The organism is Shewanella sp. Koi 1, from assembly GCF_052907445.1.
The window spans coordinates 1045813-1060597 of sequence record NZ_JBREJM010000001.1; the positions used below are offsets into that span (position 1 = coordinate 1045813).

The 14785-nt window shown below is 48.8% G+C and carries 18 protein-coding genes; 14 read left to right on the top strand and 4 right to left on the bottom strand.

Annotated elements, in window-relative coordinates; genetic code table 11:
* Positions 1 to 139 precede the first annotated feature (139 nt).
* The 7 genes from ACUZ8J_RS04625 (at position 140) to ACUZ8J_RS04655 (ending at position 4387) form a co-directional block, all read left to right on the top strand.
* Positions 140 to 1177: a DUF2235 domain-containing protein gene (locus tag ACUZ8J_RS04625; RefSeq protein WP_446693208.1), complete on the top strand. Its 1038-nt coding sequence runs from the start codon at positions 140 to 142 to the stop codon at positions 1175 to 1177.
* A 14-nt stretch (positions 1178 to 1191) separates the two neighbouring features.
* Positions 1192 to 2016 carry a cobalamin-binding protein gene (locus tag ACUZ8J_RS04630; RefSeq protein ID WP_446693209.1) on the top strand — a complete coding sequence of 275 codons (825 nt, stop codon included), beginning with the start codon at positions 1192 to 1194 and terminating at the stop codon, positions 2014 to 2016.
* Positions 2017 to 2070: 54 nt separating this feature from the next.
* Positions 2071 to 2625 carry an AAA family ATPase gene (locus ACUZ8J_RS04635; RefSeq protein WP_446693210.1) on the top strand — a complete coding sequence of 185 codons (555 nt, stop codon included), beginning with the start codon at positions 2071 to 2073 and terminating at the stop codon, positions 2623 to 2625.
* Between the two features lie 10 nt (positions 2626 to 2635).
* Entirely contained in the window at positions 2636 to 3031 is a 396-nt protein-coding gene (locus tag ACUZ8J_RS04640) for a GNAT family N-acetyltransferase (RefSeq protein WP_446693211.1), read from the top strand.
* Between the two features lie 44 nt (positions 3032 to 3075).
* Positions 3076 to 3459: an MAPEG family protein gene (locus ACUZ8J_RS04645; protein WP_011718077.1), complete on the top strand. Its 384-nt coding sequence runs from the start codon at positions 3076 to 3078 to the stop codon at positions 3457 to 3459.
* Positions 3460 to 3512: 53 nt separating this feature from the next.
* The gene (locus tag ACUZ8J_RS04650) at positions 3513 to 3827 is read left to right on the top strand and encodes a hypothetical protein (RefSeq protein ID WP_446693212.1); all 315 of its coding nucleotides are present in this window, start codon (positions 3513 to 3515) and stop codon (positions 3825 to 3827) included.
* 335 nt (positions 3828 to 4162) lie between these two features.
* On the top strand, positions 4163 to 4387 hold the full coding sequence (locus ACUZ8J_RS04655) for a hypothetical protein (protein ID WP_011621646.1): 225 nt from the start codon (positions 4163 to 4165) through the stop codon (positions 4385 to 4387).
* A gap of 157 nt (positions 4388 to 4544) precedes the next feature.
* On the opposite strand, the gene ACUZ8J_RS04660 is transcribed toward ACUZ8J_RS04655, so the two are convergent.
* Positions 4545 to 4838: a DUF3144 domain-containing protein gene (locus ACUZ8J_RS04660; RefSeq protein WP_011621652.1), complete on the bottom strand. Its 294-nt coding sequence runs from the start codon at positions 4836 to 4838 to the stop codon at positions 4545 to 4547.
* Positions 4839 to 4939: 101 nt separating this feature from the next.
* Here ACUZ8J_RS04660 and ACUZ8J_RS04665 point away from each other — a divergent pair, with 101 nt between their 5' ends.
* Entirely contained in the window at positions 4940 to 5086 is a 147-nt protein-coding gene (locus ACUZ8J_RS04665) for a hypothetical protein (RefSeq protein WP_446693213.1), read from the top strand.
* A gap of 8 nt (positions 5087 to 5094) precedes the next feature.
* Here the strand turns inward: ACUZ8J_RS04665 and ACUZ8J_RS04670 are convergent, their stop codons facing one another.
* The 3 genes from ACUZ8J_RS04670 to pyrC form a co-directional block, all read right to left on the bottom strand.
* Positions 5095 to 5451: a nuclear transport factor 2 family protein gene (locus ACUZ8J_RS04670; protein WP_011621653.1), complete on the bottom strand. Its 357-nt coding sequence runs from the start codon at positions 5449 to 5451 to the stop codon at positions 5095 to 5097.
* A 158-nt stretch (positions 5452 to 5609) separates the two neighbouring features.
* Positions 5610 to 6656 (bottom strand): hypothetical protein, encoded by a 1047-nt coding sequence (locus tag ACUZ8J_RS04675; RefSeq protein WP_446693214.1) that lies wholly within the window; start codon positions 6654 to 6656, stop codon positions 5610 to 5612.
* Positions 6657 to 6786: 130 nt separating this feature from the next.
* A complete protein-coding gene (pyrC, locus tag ACUZ8J_RS04680) occupies positions 6787 to 7818 on the bottom strand; it encodes a dihydroorotase (RefSeq protein WP_446693215.1) in 1032 nt (343 codons plus the stop codon).
* A 369-nt stretch (positions 7819 to 8187) separates the two neighbouring features.
* Here pyrC and ACUZ8J_RS04685 point away from each other — a divergent pair, with 369 nt between their 5' ends.
* The 6 genes from ACUZ8J_RS04685 (at position 8188) to ACUZ8J_RS04710 (ending at position 14745) form a co-directional block, all read left to right on the top strand.
* Positions 8188 to 9450: an efflux RND transporter periplasmic adaptor subunit gene (locus tag ACUZ8J_RS04685; protein ID WP_446693216.1), complete on the top strand. Its 1263-nt coding sequence runs from the start codon at positions 8188 to 8190 to the stop codon at positions 9448 to 9450.
* A 95-nt stretch (positions 9451 to 9545) separates the two neighbouring features.
* Positions 9546 to 9821, top strand: a complete 276-nt coding sequence (locus tag ACUZ8J_RS04690; RefSeq protein WP_446693217.1) for a hypothetical protein — start codon at positions 9546 to 9548, stop codon at positions 9819 to 9821.
* Positions 9822 to 9928: 107 nt separating this feature from the next.
* Positions 9929 to 10669 (top strand): ABC transporter ATP-binding protein, encoded by a 741-nt coding sequence (locus ACUZ8J_RS04695; RefSeq protein ID WP_446693218.1) that lies wholly within the window; start codon positions 9929 to 9931, stop codon positions 10667 to 10669.
* Between the two features lie 8 nt (positions 10670 to 10677).
* Positions 10678 to 11982, top strand: a complete 1305-nt coding sequence (locus tag ACUZ8J_RS04700) for an ABC transporter permease (protein WP_446693219.1) — start codon at positions 10678 to 10680, stop codon at positions 11980 to 11982.
* Between the two features lie 12 nt (positions 11983 to 11994).
* Entirely contained in the window at positions 11995 to 13194 is a 1200-nt protein-coding gene (locus ACUZ8J_RS04705; protein WP_446693220.1) for an ABC transporter permease, read from the top strand.
* A gap of 96 nt (positions 13195 to 13290) precedes the next feature.
* Positions 13291 to 14745 carry a sigma-54-dependent transcriptional regulator gene (locus ACUZ8J_RS04710; RefSeq protein WP_446693221.1) on the top strand — a complete coding sequence of 485 codons (1455 nt, stop codon included), beginning with the start codon at positions 13291 to 13293 and terminating at the stop codon, positions 14743 to 14745.
* The last annotated feature ends 40 nt before the right edge of the window (positions 14746 to 14785 follow it).

Here is a 14785-nt window from a genome sequence, read left to right on the forward strand (position 1 = left end):
GGATTGGTTACACAGCAAGCCGCCCTTTAAACCCCATTAGGGCTGTTGTTCCTCGGTAAAATCCGTTAGCGTTTCTATGGTTAGCGTTTTTATCTTTAGCCGTTAGCGTGAGTAGCATGGGTAACTCAAGGATGATGCGATGAATAAACGTATTGTGATTTGTGCCGACGGAACTTGGAATCGGCCAGAGAAAGACCTTAAGGTGGATTTTCCCACCAATGTGCTGCGTCTGGCGCGGGCCATCAGCCCGATGGCGGCCGATGGAAAACCCCAGCAGGTTTTTTACGACTGGGGCGTTGGCTCCTATTACGATCAAGCCATCGGCGGCGCGACGGGGCGTGGACTGCACAAAAATATCATGGATGGTTACCGCTACTTAGTGCAGAACTATTCCCCCGGTGATGAGATCTATCTCTTTGGCTTTAGCCGAGGCGCTTACACAGTGCGCTGTTTATGTGGTCTGATCAATAATTGCGGCATCCTCAAGCGTCCCGATGCGAGGCTTATTCAACAAGCCTTTGACCACTATAAAAAAAGCAGCGCGCCCTTTGCCCCAAGCGGCGATAAATCCGTTGAATTTAGACAACAGCACAGCCACGAATCGCGGGAGATTAAGTTTGTCGGCGTGTGGGATACGGTGGGCGCCATGGGGATCCCGATTTCGTTTCTCGGCTTATTCGAAGATAAAGACGAGTTTTACGACACTAAGATTGGCCGTAATGTGCGGGTTGCCCGCCATGCCTTAGCGATAGACGAACATCGCAGCGACTTCGAGCCTACGATTTGGCAAGTGCGCGATAATATGGATATGCAGCAGGTCTGGTTTGCCGGCGCCCATAGCAATATTGGCGGCAGCTATCAGCCGGATAAGGATGGCTCGCTATTGTCGGATAATGCGCTCGCGTGGATGATGGCCGAGGCTGAGCGATTTAATTTGAGCTTAGAGCCGCACCTAGCGGCGAGTTTGCACCCCAATCCTTTAGCGACCTTACACGACTCGCGCCGCAGTTTTTACCGAATTAAGCAATCCTATTTGCGTCCAATTGATCCTAACGTCGCGCCCGTGTTGCTGCACCGCTCGGTGAAAATCCGCTGGGAGCAAGACCCTAAATATCGGCCTAAGAATCTGCAGACCTACCTTGAGCAGTACGGCTGGCCAGAAGAATTCATCGATTAAATATAAGGAATATCATGTTAATGCGACGCTTTATTGCCCTCGGTCTGAGCTTGGCGCTGTTACCCATAGCGGCGATGGCTGAGCCTGCAAAACGTATTATTGCGCTTTCGCCCCATGCGGTTGAAATGCTCTACGCCATTGGCGCGGGGGAGTCGATTGTGGCCGCGACAGATTATGCGGACTATCCCGAAGCGGCGAAAAAAATCCCCAGTATCGGGGGGTATTATGGGATCCAGATTGAGCGGGTATTAGAGCTAAATCCCGATCTGATTGTAGTATGGGATACGGGCAATAAAGCCGAGGATATCAACCAACTCAAAAGCTTAGGTTTTAAACTCTATAGCAGTTCCCCCAAGATGCTTGAGGATGTTGCTAAAGAAATTGAGGAGTTAGGAGCGCTCACGGGGCGCACTGAGCAGGCGAACCAAGTGGCGGCCGATTATCGCACTGAGCTGCTGCAATTACGCAGTGAGAATGCCGCGAAATCCGAGCCAAAGGTGTTTTATCAGCTGTGGTCAACGCCGTTAATGACGGTCGCGAAAAACAGTTGGATCCAGCAAATCATCGGCGTGTGTCATGGCAAAAACGTTTTTTACGATGCCGCGAGTGATTACCCGCAGGTGAGCTTGGAGAATGTGTTAATGACCTTGCCCGAGGTGATTTTACAGAGCGAAGAGGAAGGCAATGTCAAAGGGGTTGATTGGAGCAAATGGACTGAAATCCCCGCGGTTAAAAACCAGCATATTTATCAATTAAATGCCGATCTATTACACCGCGCAACGCCAAGGGCGCTACTCGGTGTAAAGGCAGTCTGTGATGCTTTGGATAAAGCGCGTTAATCATCCATTGCAACAGAGAATATTGCAGTAGGAAATGCGCCTGAGGGGATAAAGATGTCGGCACCAATTAATGTCAGTTTAGATGTCAGTAAAGATGCCAATTCAGGTATCTGTGAAAAGGGCTCTCTCGTGCTGCTGTGTGGCAAGATGGGCGCGGGTAAATCGACCTTAGCCAGAACGCTGGCTAAGGGGGAACGCTGCGTGCTCATCAGTGAAGATGAATGGCTAGCGACATTATATCCAAATGAAATTAAAGACTTTGATGCCTATATTCATTACGCCGCTCGCCTAAAGCCGCTGCTGAAGCGCCATATTGAGGCACTGCTGCTCGCTGGGTTAACTGTGGTCATGGATTTTCCGGCGAATACCCTCAATCAAAGGCGTTGGTTACTGGGCTTGAGTCTGGATACGGGGGCGGCTCATCGACTCATTTACCTTAAGCATAGCGATGAGTTATGCCTGAGTCGCCTTGCTCTGCGGCGCCAAGCAGAGCCAGAACGCGCCCAGTTAGATACCGAAGCCGTGTACTGGCATGTGAGTCGCTTCTTTCAAGCGCCCACGGAGGACGAAGGCCTTAATGTTGAAATTTTTGAGTCATCAGACTGTTGAGTAATGAACTATGTACCAAGTGATAGAGCAAGTCGCGTCGGTTGAGGATTTTATCCGTTTACGACAGATTTCGGGCCTAAGCCCTCGCCCCTTAGCGGGTGTCGTCAAGGCGCTGCCAAACAGTTTATACGGCGTGCAAATTAACTGTGGAACCCAAACCGTGGGTATGGGGCGGGTTGTGGGGGATGGGGCGATTAACTTTGAGATCGTCGATGTCGCGGTAGCTCCCGAGCATCAAGGCAAGGGGCTTGGCCGATTGATTATGCAGCATATTATGGCCTACCTAGACCGTGAGGCTTTTACGGGGGCTTATATCACCTTAATGGCCGATGTACCTGAACTCTATGAAAAATTTGGCTTTAAATTCAGTCGTCCCGCCAGCGAAGGCATGTATCTGGTGAAATAGGCGCAGACTTGCATACACAACAAAAACAATAGGATCCCTTAAAGATGAACACCTTACTGATTTGCTTATTTATCGCTATGTTATTGCCGTATTTGGCCAAAGGGCCCGTCGCATGGGCAATGGCCAAAGCGGGCGGTTATGATAATCATCACCCGCGTACTCAGCAGGCGCAATTAACCGGATTTGGTGCGCGGGCACTCGCTGGGCATCAAAACGCCTTCGAATCCCTACTGATTTTTGGTTTAGCCGTAGTGACGGTTATCGCCACGGGCAAAGTCACCGCGACTGCTGAGTGGTTAGCGGTTGTGCATATCGTTGCGCGGGTGGCGTATCAGATCTTGTATCTACTGAACAAAGGCACGTTGCGTTCATTGTCTTGGTTTGTAGCGATTTTCAGCGCCTTTGGAGTCTTCTTCCAAGCGTTTTAACGGCCTGATATTGCTTAACAGTGATGTGAGTCTGTCAGACCGAAGGAGTTGAGATGAGAGTAGTGGATGCTGAGAATCGAGCCTGGTTTTTGTTTGAACATGAGCGCGAACTTTATCTGGATGCCAACTGCAGTATGAGTGCATTTGGTTATCACTACTTGATCCAATTAAATGAACAGGAATCGGCGCGCTATCGTGAGATGGGGCGAGCATACTTAACACAACTCGCCTACGACATTCATTATTCGGTGCCGATTGCTGAAAACAGCCGCTCGATTTATCGAGGTAGAGATCAATCCAGAGAATTTGAACCCTTAACTCGTCGCGCTATCCAGCTATGGCGAGAAAGGTTTCCTCCGACAACTTAAGACTGCCTAGGCTTGACTTGCTGTGTCAAAAATCACAACTGATGAATTTATCGTCGATTTTCTGACATTAGTTAAGCGGAACATGATTTATTGTCACTTAAAAATCCATGTCAAATTATCGCTCATTTTTAATGGTTAACAGCCAATTTTGACGGCTAGAAGCTGACTTTAGTCTCAAATAGCTAAATTGATGTAATTAAAGGTTTTTGTGTTTTTGTATCCTATTGAATAATGGTGGTAATTTGACAATTTTAAGCCATTAAATTGACAGTTTTCTTTATGAAAAACCTCAGTTATATTGCAGTTGTTGATACAATTGTTGAGGTTTAAAAACCATGTTACGTCTAATGACCTATGGCATTGTCGCTTTTGCATCTTGGTTTATTTATCAGGATGTGTCTGACCATTTTGGGATGGAGACCTTTGATAAGGTCTTGGTGGAGAATGTGCAACATAAGGTTGAGGCTCGAAAGGCAAAAGCAGCGGCGGAGCAATACGCACAGCAGCTTAAGCGTCAGGCCGCAGCCGACTGCCAAACGACAAACGCATGCACTCAATAACGGCGATGTATCATCTTTGTTCTTGCTGCGCATAAGTAAGAAGCTGTTCGCCACAGTGTCATAGTAGAGGGGCAAATAATCCTATTTGCCCCTCTTGGGCTTATGAGCCCTAAAACCAACTAAAGCAATCCTATTAGAGCAATTGTTTATTCACTGACTACTTTTGTGTGGCGCGGTAGTGGTCGAAGTTTTCGATATAGTCTTCGAGATTGGCGTCAATCATCTCTTTGTAGCGTTCGATATAGTAATCCATCATTTCCTGTTTTTTGGCCTGCATTTGTTCTTTGGATTCAAAGCTGGTTGAGCCAAACCAAGCGTTGTAGCGGGCGACGGCCCACATAAAGGAAGCGCTGACCTCACCGGTTTGGATCTCGGTGTTTTGGTTTTGCTGGTTCGCGAGCTTAATCATCTCGGTGGCACGTTCGTAAAAGGCTTGTTGGTTATCAGACATCAGCAATTCCTATTGTTGGGCAAAATGAAGAGGGCGTTGAGTGCATCGCCCTTTAGGCTGTTACTAATAACCCTAAGGTATTTTGTGGTTGAGGGACAGTCGTGCGCTTCACAGAATCCGTTGATATCACACCAAAAGGCGGCGCCGAAATGAAATATGGGATAGGCGTAACATTTTTCACTGCTTTAGCGAGCGCCTTTGCCGCAGATGCTTGTTGTTACGCCAGTCAGCTTGATATGACCATTTAGCGCACGCTCTAGTTAGCGGCAAAGCTCCACATCGCTTGGATAAGGCCATTAGCGACTTCAAAGACCACCATGACTTCAAAGGGCTCCTCGCGGATGCCACTGATCCGTTCGTGATCGACCACCTTATTGCCGACCACCATACGATTGAGGATCTCGGCGTGCAGATGCGGCAAGTTAAAGCGTTCATTTTGATAGAAATCACTGAAGGCGGCCTTGCCTCGGATTACGGGCTCTGTGGCGGGTGGGCGGTAAATACAAACATCGTCGCTAAAGAGCGCGACAAAGCTTGCAAGATCGTGTTGGTTATAGGCGACTAACTGGGCTTGCACTAAGGCTTCGGCAGTTTGTTCTGCTATCTGGGGCATTTGCTGACTCAAGCTATCTTCCTTCAAAATAGGGGCTGAATCTGACAAGAGACGTTGCCCGTCAAGGTTAACGAGAAAGGGCTTTCTAACGCAAAATGTCGTTATCTCAGCCTGCTTTCCCGCCATCGCGATTAATGATGAATTTATATTAAAATTTATTATTCCAATAGCTTAAGCTGCATTTGCCCCCAAGGTGTGGCAAAGGGCATGGCTTCTTGTGGGGTTAAGGTAAACTCCTGCTCACAACCATCGCCACGGGGCATTTCCCAAAACTTAATCCCATTCGCCTCGAGGGTGAGCTGAAAATACCCTGAGCCGTCGGCACTTGGGCATTCGGCATCTGGTGCCGCATCGGCGAACAACTTTTCCTTAAGTGCGGGTGGGAGTGGATAACTCATACTTTCTGGCAGGGTTCGCGTGGGCTTATCGGCGATAAACCACTGCCACGGATGGAAAGGTTTACCATCGGCGAGGGAGAAGCTAACAAACTCTTGGCTGATCCCATTGGCGCCAAAAACCGCCGCCCAGCGGTATAAGCGCACGCTGAGCCAATGCTGATTGAGGAAAATCGGTTCTGCATAGGTCTCATCGGCCACAAAATGGCCCATTTGAGACAGCATTCTGCGGCGCGTATCAAAGGTTTGTGCCAGCTGCGCATCATCGGTGAGTTTTTTCTCAAGCCACTGATTAATGGCGGGAATACCTTTTTGTGGACCGTTAAATTCGATACCGACTTCTGTGCCATAGGTCAGCGGACGGTATTCAATTGTTTGAAAAGCTTGCCATTGTCCGCGGCTCAGTGAAGGCTTGGTTTCAAGCGGCAGATTGTAGGCATCGGCGCTGCAGTCATCCTGGTTATCAGGGCTGAGTTGGCGTTCAAGCTTTATAGGTAAGGATTTGCCCGAATTGTCTTTAAACCAATGGCCGCTGAGTTGCTGCGCCGTAGCGCTATCAAATTGCCAGTTTCCGGTGTTGTTTTCTTCTTTCCAAATACCGTTTTGCAGCTCGAGCTGTATTGGGGTTAAGTAGCGTTGATAGTAGTAGCTGCCACTGCCGTATTGGTTAAAGCAGACTCTAACACTGCTTTTACCCAGCGTCCCTTGCCAGACTCCTGAGAGTTTATCGGCGGCTAAAGTGCTGAAAGGCAGTGTAGTGGCAAGTAATAGGCTTGAGGACAACAGCTTAAGTAACGTCCGTGTGTGCATACTTTTCTCTTAAAAGATAATGGGTTTAGGTTTTACATGTTGGTTATAAAAAAGTCGCCCTAAGGCGACTCTTAACGGTTTCGAGTTCGATAAACGGTAGGCTCACCAGTTATCGCGTTAAAAGGCCTGTTTATTCGACCTGCCAATCGATTTGTTCACCAGCGCGAATAGGCACAACGTTGTTGTCGCCAAGTGGGTAACTGACTGGCACATCCCAAGATTTTTTAACTAGGGTGATGGTATCGCTGTTGCGGGGCAGATTGTAAAAATCTGGGCCGTTGAAGCTAGCAAAGGCTTCTAATTTATCCAGTGCATTGACCGATTCAAAGGCTTCGGCGTAAAGCTCAATGGCGGCATGGGCAGTATAAGAACCCGCGCAGCCACAGGCGGCTTCTTTACGATCTTTGGCGTGTGGCGCAGAGTCGGTACCGAGAAAGAACTTCTTATTGCCACTCGCCGCAGCTGCTAACAGCGCTTGCTGGTGGGTATTGCGCTTTAAAATCGGCAGGCAATAGAAGTGCGGACGAATACCGCCAGCCAGCATATGGTTGCGGTTATAGAGCAAGTGGTGCGCGGTGATCGTGGCGGCGACGTTGTCAGATGCTTGAGTGACAAAATCCACCGCATCCTTAGTGGTGATATGCTCGAGAACGATTTTAAGGTTTGGAAAATCAGTCACGATCTTACTCAAGATATTCTCAATAAATACCCGCTCACGGTCGAAAATATCAATTGATGAATCAGTCACTTCACCATGCACTAGGAACAACATGCCCACTTCCTGCATCGCTTCGAGGGCGGGGTAGATGTTCTTCAAATCGGTCACACCAGAATCCGAGTTGGTGGTCGCGCCTGCTGGGTAGAGCTTAGCGGCAACGATTTTACCCGAGGCTTTGGCTTTACGGATTTCGTCTGGGCTGGTTTTGTCGGTGAGATAGAGCACCATTAAGGGGTCAAATTGCGAGCTGGCTGGCACTTGCGCCTTGATACGATCGTAATAAGCTAAGGCGGTTTCGGTATCGATAGCGGGAGGAACCAGGTTAGGCATGACGATAGCGCGGCCCATATAGCGGCTGATATCGCGAACCGTGTCTTTTAATTGCGCGCCGTCTCTTAGGTGAATGTGCCAGTCGTCAGGACGAGTAATAGTGAGTGTTGTCATAGGGCGATTCATCTTGTTGAATATTTCTGCTGCGAGGGTGGCAGGATCTTATGTGGCAAGGATTTAGCTGTAAAGGGAAACTCAGCCAATTAGCCAAGAAAAGTGTTAACACATGTTGAATGCCCACTGTCAGTCTTTCACTTAGCTGTACCTACCCATCTGGAGCGGACACTTTCTCGAAAGTCTGCGGACACTTTTCATTAAAGCCCCTAGTGTCCGCGGACACTTTTATTCAGAATGATTCATAACATTATGAAATATATGATTTAATCAAATTGGCATAGGCGTTGCTATTACTGAATATCAATTTTTAATAGTGTCCGTAGCGATGGGCCTATCCAGCCCTCCGACAGGGAAGCGAGAAACGCCATGATTAAAGATACCAGCGGCCAAGATACCATCCTTGTGCCATCAACTGCCAAACGCCTAAAGTTGCCACTGATGATTGGCGGCTGCACCTTATTGGTGAGCGCCTTAGTGTGGGCCAGTTTGGGTAGCCATAAAGTCAGCCAGTCCATCAGCCGTAGTGAGCTTACCACTGCTACCTTGCAAGTTGGCACGCTCACTCGAGATGTGGCCACCACGGGCAAAATTGTTGCCGCCAATGCACCGATCCTCTACAGCACCGAAGAAGGCACAGTGACGTTACTGAGCAACCCCGGTGATAGCGTTAGCAAAGGTGATGTGGTCGCAAAGCTGGATAGTCCAAGATTAACCAATCAATTAGAGCAGGCGAAATCACTATTAGCAGGTTTAGAGGGCGCCCTTGAGCGTGCCAAGCTGGACGCTAGACGCAACCAATTACAAGTCAATCAAACCTTAGATATGGCCAAGGTGGATTTGGAAGCGGCAGAGCGTGAACGTCGTCGTGGCGAATTGCTTATTCAAAGTCAACTTATTGGTCAGATCGACTATGAGAAAGGTAAGGATGATCTGCATAAGGCTAAGTTGAAATTTGAGCATGCCTTGCAGGACGCTGCATTAACAAAAGATACCTTGAGCTTCGAAGTCAAAAATAAAGCCCTCGAAGTGGAACGCCAACAGTTAGCTGTGCGTGAACTTGAGCGTCAGGTTGAGGCTTTAAATATTAAGGCTCCCGTTGGTGGCATTATTGGTAACTGGTTGACCGAGCAAAAAACGCGTCTAAGTGCTAATCAGCCCATTCTGACCGTGGTCGATTTAAGTGCCTATGAGGCCGAGTTAGCTGTGCCTGAATCCTACGCCGACGAGTTAGGACTCGGAATGGAGGTCGAACTGAGTTTCGGTGAAGTCAAACTCATGGGCAAGTTATCCTCGATTTCCCCCGAAGTGCGCAACCGTGAAGTGACCGCCAGAGTGCAATTTGCCCAGAGCGAAAGCCTGAAGCTACGCCAAAACCAACGGATTTCCGCCAGAGTCTTACTCGAACACAGGGCGAATGTGTTGCTGGTTAAACGCGGCGCCTTTATGACCAGCGGTGGCGGTGATGAGGTGTATCAAGTCGAAGGCGATATCGCTACCCGCCGCGATATTAAGCTCGGCAGCACCAGTATGAGCCAAGTGGAAGTGATTGAAGGCGGTAAAGCGGGTGACCAATGGGTTATCTCCAGTGTGGAGCCCTTCAATCATGCCGAGCAGGTCAAAATACATTGATGACCGATAGTCAAAAATTACTTATTAATCAGTTTGATGCAATTAACGCCGCTTTGGCTAAAAAGTCTGCGGCTAAGATGCACAAGGAGTTCATTATGCGTACTAAAAGCGTCGATTTCGGTCTGCTGATGTCGTCCAAATTGTTTGGTGTTCTGGCCTTAGCCCTACTGGTGGTGGCTGTTGAGCTGGGCATAGGTGAGGCCAATAGCTGGTTTTTCCTCGGCTTAAATATTTTGGAATGGACGAATCCCTTAGAAGAAGCGCGCCAGGTGGGTGATGTCTCGATCGAAAGTGTGAGCTTTATATTCGCCTGCCTTAATGGGGTGTTCGATGCCTTGAGTGGGTTTGTGATGGGCCGTTTTGCGGGGTAATGGATTAGGTTTTGTGTCAGTCGTTAGCGCTTACAGATAAAAAATATTGGCGCGTTTTATAAGAAGCCGTTTGCGCGTAAAGATAAAAATTAATTAAGGAAATTAAAATGTTATCAATGAAGAATATCAGCAAGGTTTTTAAAACGGACTTAGTGGAAACCCATGCGCTGCGGGATTTTAATCTTGAGGTGAGCGAGGGCGAGTTTGTGGCGGTGACAGGGCCCTCTGGATCGGGCAAAACCACCTTTTTAAATATCGCTGGCTTACTCGAAGGCTTCACCCATGGGGATTACTTTTTAGATGGGATTAATGTCTCAAACCTCAGTGATAACAAAAGTGCCGCTGTGCGCAATGAGAAAATAGGCTTTATCTTCCAAGGTTTTAACTTGATCCCCGATCTTAACCTCGCGGAAAACATTGAAGTACCGCTGCGCTACCGTGGTTTTAGTGCTAATGAGCGTAAACGCCGTGTGGAGCAAGCGCTAGAGCAAGTTGGCTTAGGTGCGAGGATGAAGCATTTGCCGACCCAATTATCTGGCGGTCAGCAGCAAAGGGTGGCGATTGCCCGTGCTTTAGCAGGGGAACCCCGTTTTCTGCTCGCCGACGAACCTACGGGTAACCTCGACAGCTTGATGGCGCGCCAAGTGATGGAATTATTGGAGAATATTAATCAGTCTGGCACCACGATCATCATGGTGACCCACGATCCTGAACTGGCTCGCCGTGCCCAGCGCAATATTCAAATTGTCGATGGTCAAGTCTGCGACTTTACTATGTATCAACCCAACTCAGCCCGCAGCGCAAGCCATGGCAGTGTTGATAAATTGGTTGTTAATGCCCAAGGCTAGGAGCGGTTATGTTCTTCTATTACTTAGATTTAGCTTGGCGTAGCATTAAAAAAACGCCCATGTTGTCGGCATTGATGATCATGGCGATTTCTATTGGCATTGGCATCACCATCACCACACTTAACATCTACAAAATGATGTCTACCAACCCTGCCGGAGAGAAGTCTGGCCAATTGTTTGCGGTGCAGCTGTGGAGTCAAGGCTCCGATGCTTGGGATCGTTTCGATCCACAGATCACCTATCAAGATGGCTTTAACTTACTTAAGAGCGATATTCCGCGTTTGCATACACCAATGTTCCGTACGGGGGGCGCGGTGCAAACCGAAGATCCAGCGTTTTTACCCGTGCTGCAATCTCGAGTGCGGGTGACCAATAACGACTTCTTTCCAATGTTTGGCCTCGAGTTTCAATACGGTCAGGCGTGGGATGACAGTGTCGATCAGGATGCTCGCTACGAAGTGGTACTCAGTGATGAGCTTAATAAGACCCTGTTTGCTGGAAAAAATAGCGTGGGTAGGACGATTTATTTCAACGCTAAGCCCTATCAAGTGGTTGGAGTGCTTAAGCCCTGGGCACCGAGTCCAAACTATTACGATCTTAACAACGGCGCCTTTGGTAATGTCGATACTCTTTTTGTGCCCTATAGCTTAGCGCCAATTGAGGAATATGATAGTTGGGGCAATAGCAATAGCTGGAGCTATGGAAGTATCAATACCTATGCTCAGCGTTTGGCTTCTGAAATGCATTGGACGCAGTTTTGGGTGCAACTTGATACGCCTGAGCAAGTGGCTGAGTACCGTCAGTGGGTACGCCAATATATTGAGCAACAAAAGAAATTAGGCCGCTTTAGCTCACTGAAGGCCGATGTGCAACTGTCCAATGTTGACCAATGGTTAGCCATTAATAAAGTGGTACCTGAGGATAATAAGGTGCTGGTGGGCCTCAGTGTACTCTTCTTAATTGTTTGCTTGGTCAATATGTTAGGTCTGTTGCTGTCTAAGTTTTTACGCCGAGCTCCCGAAATTGGCGTGCGCCGCGCGATAGGTGCCAGCCAAGGGCAGATCTTTGCCCAACATATGGTAGAAGTGTCCTTGATGGGATTATTCGGCGGTTTACTCGGCTTGGCTTGGGCTTGGGGCTCTCTGATGCTGCTGACCAAGAAGTTTGACTTGGAGGCGTCATTAACTCACCTCGATACCAGTATGTGGTTGATTGCACCAATGATCGCGATTTTTGCGGCTGTGGTGGCTGGCATCTACCCTGCGTGGCGAGTGTGTACGACTAACCCAAGTGTTTATCTTAAGAGCCAATAATCAGGGGGAAATATGTTGCATATCAAACCTATTTTAAGCAGTTTATTACGCAGTAAAAGCGGCCCCTTGTTACTGTTACTACAGATCATTTTATCTGTGGCAATCGTGGCAAATGCCAGCTTTATCATCGCCGAGCGCCTGAATTTAATGGCCCGTGAGTCGGGAATTGTTGAAAGCGAAGTCTTCGATTTCAGTATTTATCATTTTGATAAATCAACAGATTTGGTTACGCAGGATAAACGGGATCTGGAACTTCTACGTGCTATACCTGGGGTGATTGATGTTGCGCCAAGTTCCATGGCTCCCCTGAGCGGTGGCGGTTGGTCGAGTAATTTTACCTTAGGGCCTGAGGAGCGCGCTAAATCCACGCCCAATACCGGCATGTATATGAGTGATGAGCATTTTATCAACTCCTTAGGGCTTAAGTTAGTTGAAGGACGTAACTTCTATCCCCAGGAGATCACCACAGAGTTGTTGGAAGATGGTGGCAAGATGATCGTCACTAAAGCCTTTGCCGATAAGGTATGGCCGAATGAGACCGCGCTCGGCAAGAGCGTATATATGGGCACTCAGCACTTTGTGGTGATTGGGGTGTTGGAGCGCTTACAAACGGCGTGGGTAGATAACAAAAACCTGGAGTTTAGCTCAGTGTTGTCGGTGAATTATCCCGCTGACTATAAACGCTATTTAGTGAGAGCTAAGTCGAGCGATATGGCTCGCCTCAAGGAAGTCATTCCCGAGCTGCTGCACAAGGAATATCCGAGCCGCGTGGTCGAAGGATTTACGACCATGGGAGAGCGCCGTATCGAGGCGTACCGTGACCATGAGTTAATGGCAACCGTACTGACCATGATGGTGGTGTTACTGCTGCTGATCACATCCCTTGGGGTGACAGGCATGGTGATGTTTAATATCCAGCGCCGCACTAAGCAAATTGGCACTCGCCGCGCGTTAGGGGCGAAAAAAAGGGATATTATCAGCTACTTCCTCGTAGAGAACTATCTGCTTTGCTTGCTCGGCGGTGGCATTGGTGTGCTGTTAGCGATTCAGCTCGGCCAGCAATTGATGAGTCTCTATAGCCTGCCGATGTTGGAGATAATCTATCCATTGCTGACTGTGGCGGGGCTGTTTGCGGTAACCACCCTTGCGGTGTACTTGCCAGCTCGCAAGGCCGCTAAGATTTCTCCTGCGACTGCCACCCGCAGTGTTTAAATAGGATGAAGGGCATTAAGTGCAATAACATTAGGATGTTATTGCACTTTTTGTTACTTTAAGGTTAATAGTTTTACTCTGGACGCACATGCTCACATGGACACTATTCTGATTGTCGACGATAACCATGCCATCTGTCAGGCCTTAGGCTTAATGCTGGAGATCAATGGTTATCAGGTGTTGACTTGTCATACGCCCGAAGATGCCCTTAGCCTAATGGCAACCCAAGATGTTGATTTGGTTATCCAAGATATGAACTTCACCCGCGATACCACCTCGGGTGAAGAAGGGCGACAGCTATTTTATGCCCTGCGTGAGCGTCAGCAAGATCTGCCGATCATCCTGATGACGGCGTGGACCCAGCTCGAAACAGCGGTCGAGTTAGTTAAAGCGGGCGCCGCCGATTATATGGGCAAACCGTGGGATGATGCTAAGTTACTCAACAGCATCACTAATTTAATTGCGTTACATAAACTTGCCCGTGCAAACCAGCAGCTCGAACGGGTTAATTCCCAGCGTCAGGTGGCGATCGCCGATGCGGATCTCTGCGGAATCGTGTTTGGCAGTGGCGCCATGCAGCGCTGTATCGACTTAGCCTTACAACTGGCGCGCTCCGATGTGTCTGTGTTGATAACCGGCCCCAATGGTGCGGGTAAAGACAAGCTTGCCGATATTATTCACGCCAATTCCCCTTTAAAAAACAAACCTTTTATCAAGGTGAATGTGGGCGCCTTGCCGATGGAGTTGCTCGAAGCCGAACTTTTTGGTGCCGAGGCGGGGGCTTTTACCGGCGCTAATAAGGCGCGTATTGGTCGCTTTGAAGCGGCCGATGGCGGCACGCTGTTTTTGGATGAAATTGGCAATTTACCTCTGTCGGGCCAAGTGAAATTGCTGCGGGTATTACAAACCGGGGAGTTTGAGCGCTTAGGCAGCCATAAAACCTTAAAGGTGAAAGTGAGGGTGATCAGTGCGACTAACGCCGACCTGGCCCAAGATATTGCCGAGGGGCGTTTCCGTGAGGACTTATTCTATCGTTTGAATGTGATTGAATTGGCTTTACCGCCGCTGAATCAACGAATTGACGATATCTTGCCCTTAGTGAAGCATTTTGTCGGCGAAGGTTTTAGCATGAGTAAACCAGCGCAGCAAGCCCTGTTGCAGCACCGCTGGCCGGGCAATGTGCGCGAGCTGGAAAACGCCTGCAAACGTGCGGCGCTGTTGGCCAAAAGCCGAGTGTTAACCGAAGTCGATTTTGGTTTACCGCCCGCGCATGCCCACCATCAAACTAGCCATCAAACGAGTCATCATGCTAGCCATATGAGTGTCGCGCCCCTTGGGCAGACTCGGCCCTTAGTCTCGCCACCAGAGATGCAATCTCTGGCGAATCCGCCGATTGAGCTGGAGAGCAATGAGGCGACGGATGTGAGCCGTGAGCAGATTGAAATGGCCTTAAGGCAACACAAGGGCGTGATTGCGCGCGTGGCGAAATCCTTAGGGTTGAGTCGCCAAGCCTTGTATCGCCGTATGGACAAATTTGGCTTAGAGAAATAACGATTGGCAGCATAATGGGTGGCGATTAGGCGGGAATTAA

Bases quoted from the DNA above. Each gene is read 5' to 3' on its own strand.
- ACUZ8J_RS04625 (WP_446693208.1), top strand. From the start codon at position 140: ATGAATAAACGTATTGTGATTTGTGCCGACGGAACTTGGAATCGGCCA.
- ACUZ8J_RS04630 (WP_446693209.1), top strand. From the start codon at position 1,192: ATGTTAATGCGACGCTTTATTGCCCTCGGTCTGAGCTTGGCGCTGTTA.
- ACUZ8J_RS04635 (WP_446693210.1), top strand. From the start codon at position 2,071: ATGTCGGCACCAATTAATGTCAGTTTAGATGTCAGTAAAGATGCCAAT.
- ACUZ8J_RS04640 (WP_446693211.1), top strand. From the start codon at position 2,636: ATGTACCAAGTGATAGAGCAAGTCGCGTCGGTTGAGGATTTTATCCGT.
- ACUZ8J_RS04645 (WP_011718077.1), top strand. From the start codon at position 3,076: ATGAACACCTTACTGATTTGCTTATTTATCGCTATGTTATTGCCGTAT.
- ACUZ8J_RS04650 (WP_446693212.1), top strand. From the start codon at position 3,513: ATGAGAGTAGTGGATGCTGAGAATCGAGCCTGGTTTTTGTTTGAACAT.
- ACUZ8J_RS04655 (WP_011621646.1), top strand. From the start codon at position 4,163: ATGTTACGTCTAATGACCTATGGCATTGTCGCTTTTGCATCTTGGTTT.
- ACUZ8J_RS04660 (WP_011621652.1), bottom strand. From the start codon at position 4,838: ATGTCTGATAACCAACAAGCCTTTTACGAACGTGCCACCGAGATGATT.
- ACUZ8J_RS04670 (WP_011621653.1), bottom strand. From the start codon at position 5,451: ATGCCCCAGATAGCAGAACAAACTGCCGAAGCCTTAGTGCAAGCCCAG.
- ACUZ8J_RS04675 (WP_446693214.1), bottom strand. From the start codon at position 6,656: ATGCACACACGGACGTTACTTAAGCTGTTGTCCTCAAGCCTATTACTT.
- pyrC (WP_446693215.1), bottom strand. From the start codon at position 7,818: ATGACAACACTCACTATTACTCGTCCTGACGACTGGCACATTCACCTA.
- ACUZ8J_RS04685 (WP_446693216.1), top strand. From the start codon at position 8,188: ATGATTAAAGATACCAGCGGCCAAGATACCATCCTTGTGCCATCAACT.
- ACUZ8J_RS04690 (WP_446693217.1), top strand. From the start codon at position 9,546: ATGCGTACTAAAAGCGTCGATTTCGGTCTGCTGATGTCGTCCAAATTG.
- ACUZ8J_RS04695 (WP_446693218.1), top strand. From the start codon at position 9,929: ATGTTATCAATGAAGAATATCAGCAAGGTTTTTAAAACGGACTTAGTG.
- ACUZ8J_RS04700 (WP_446693219.1), top strand. From the start codon at position 10,678: ATGTTCTTCTATTACTTAGATTTAGCTTGGCGTAGCATTAAAAAAACG.
- ACUZ8J_RS04705 (WP_446693220.1), top strand. From the start codon at position 11,995: ATGTTGCATATCAAACCTATTTTAAGCAGTTTATTACGCAGTAAAAGC.
- ACUZ8J_RS04710 (WP_446693221.1), top strand. From the start codon at position 13,291: ATGGACACTATTCTGATTGTCGACGATAACCATGCCATCTGTCAGGCC.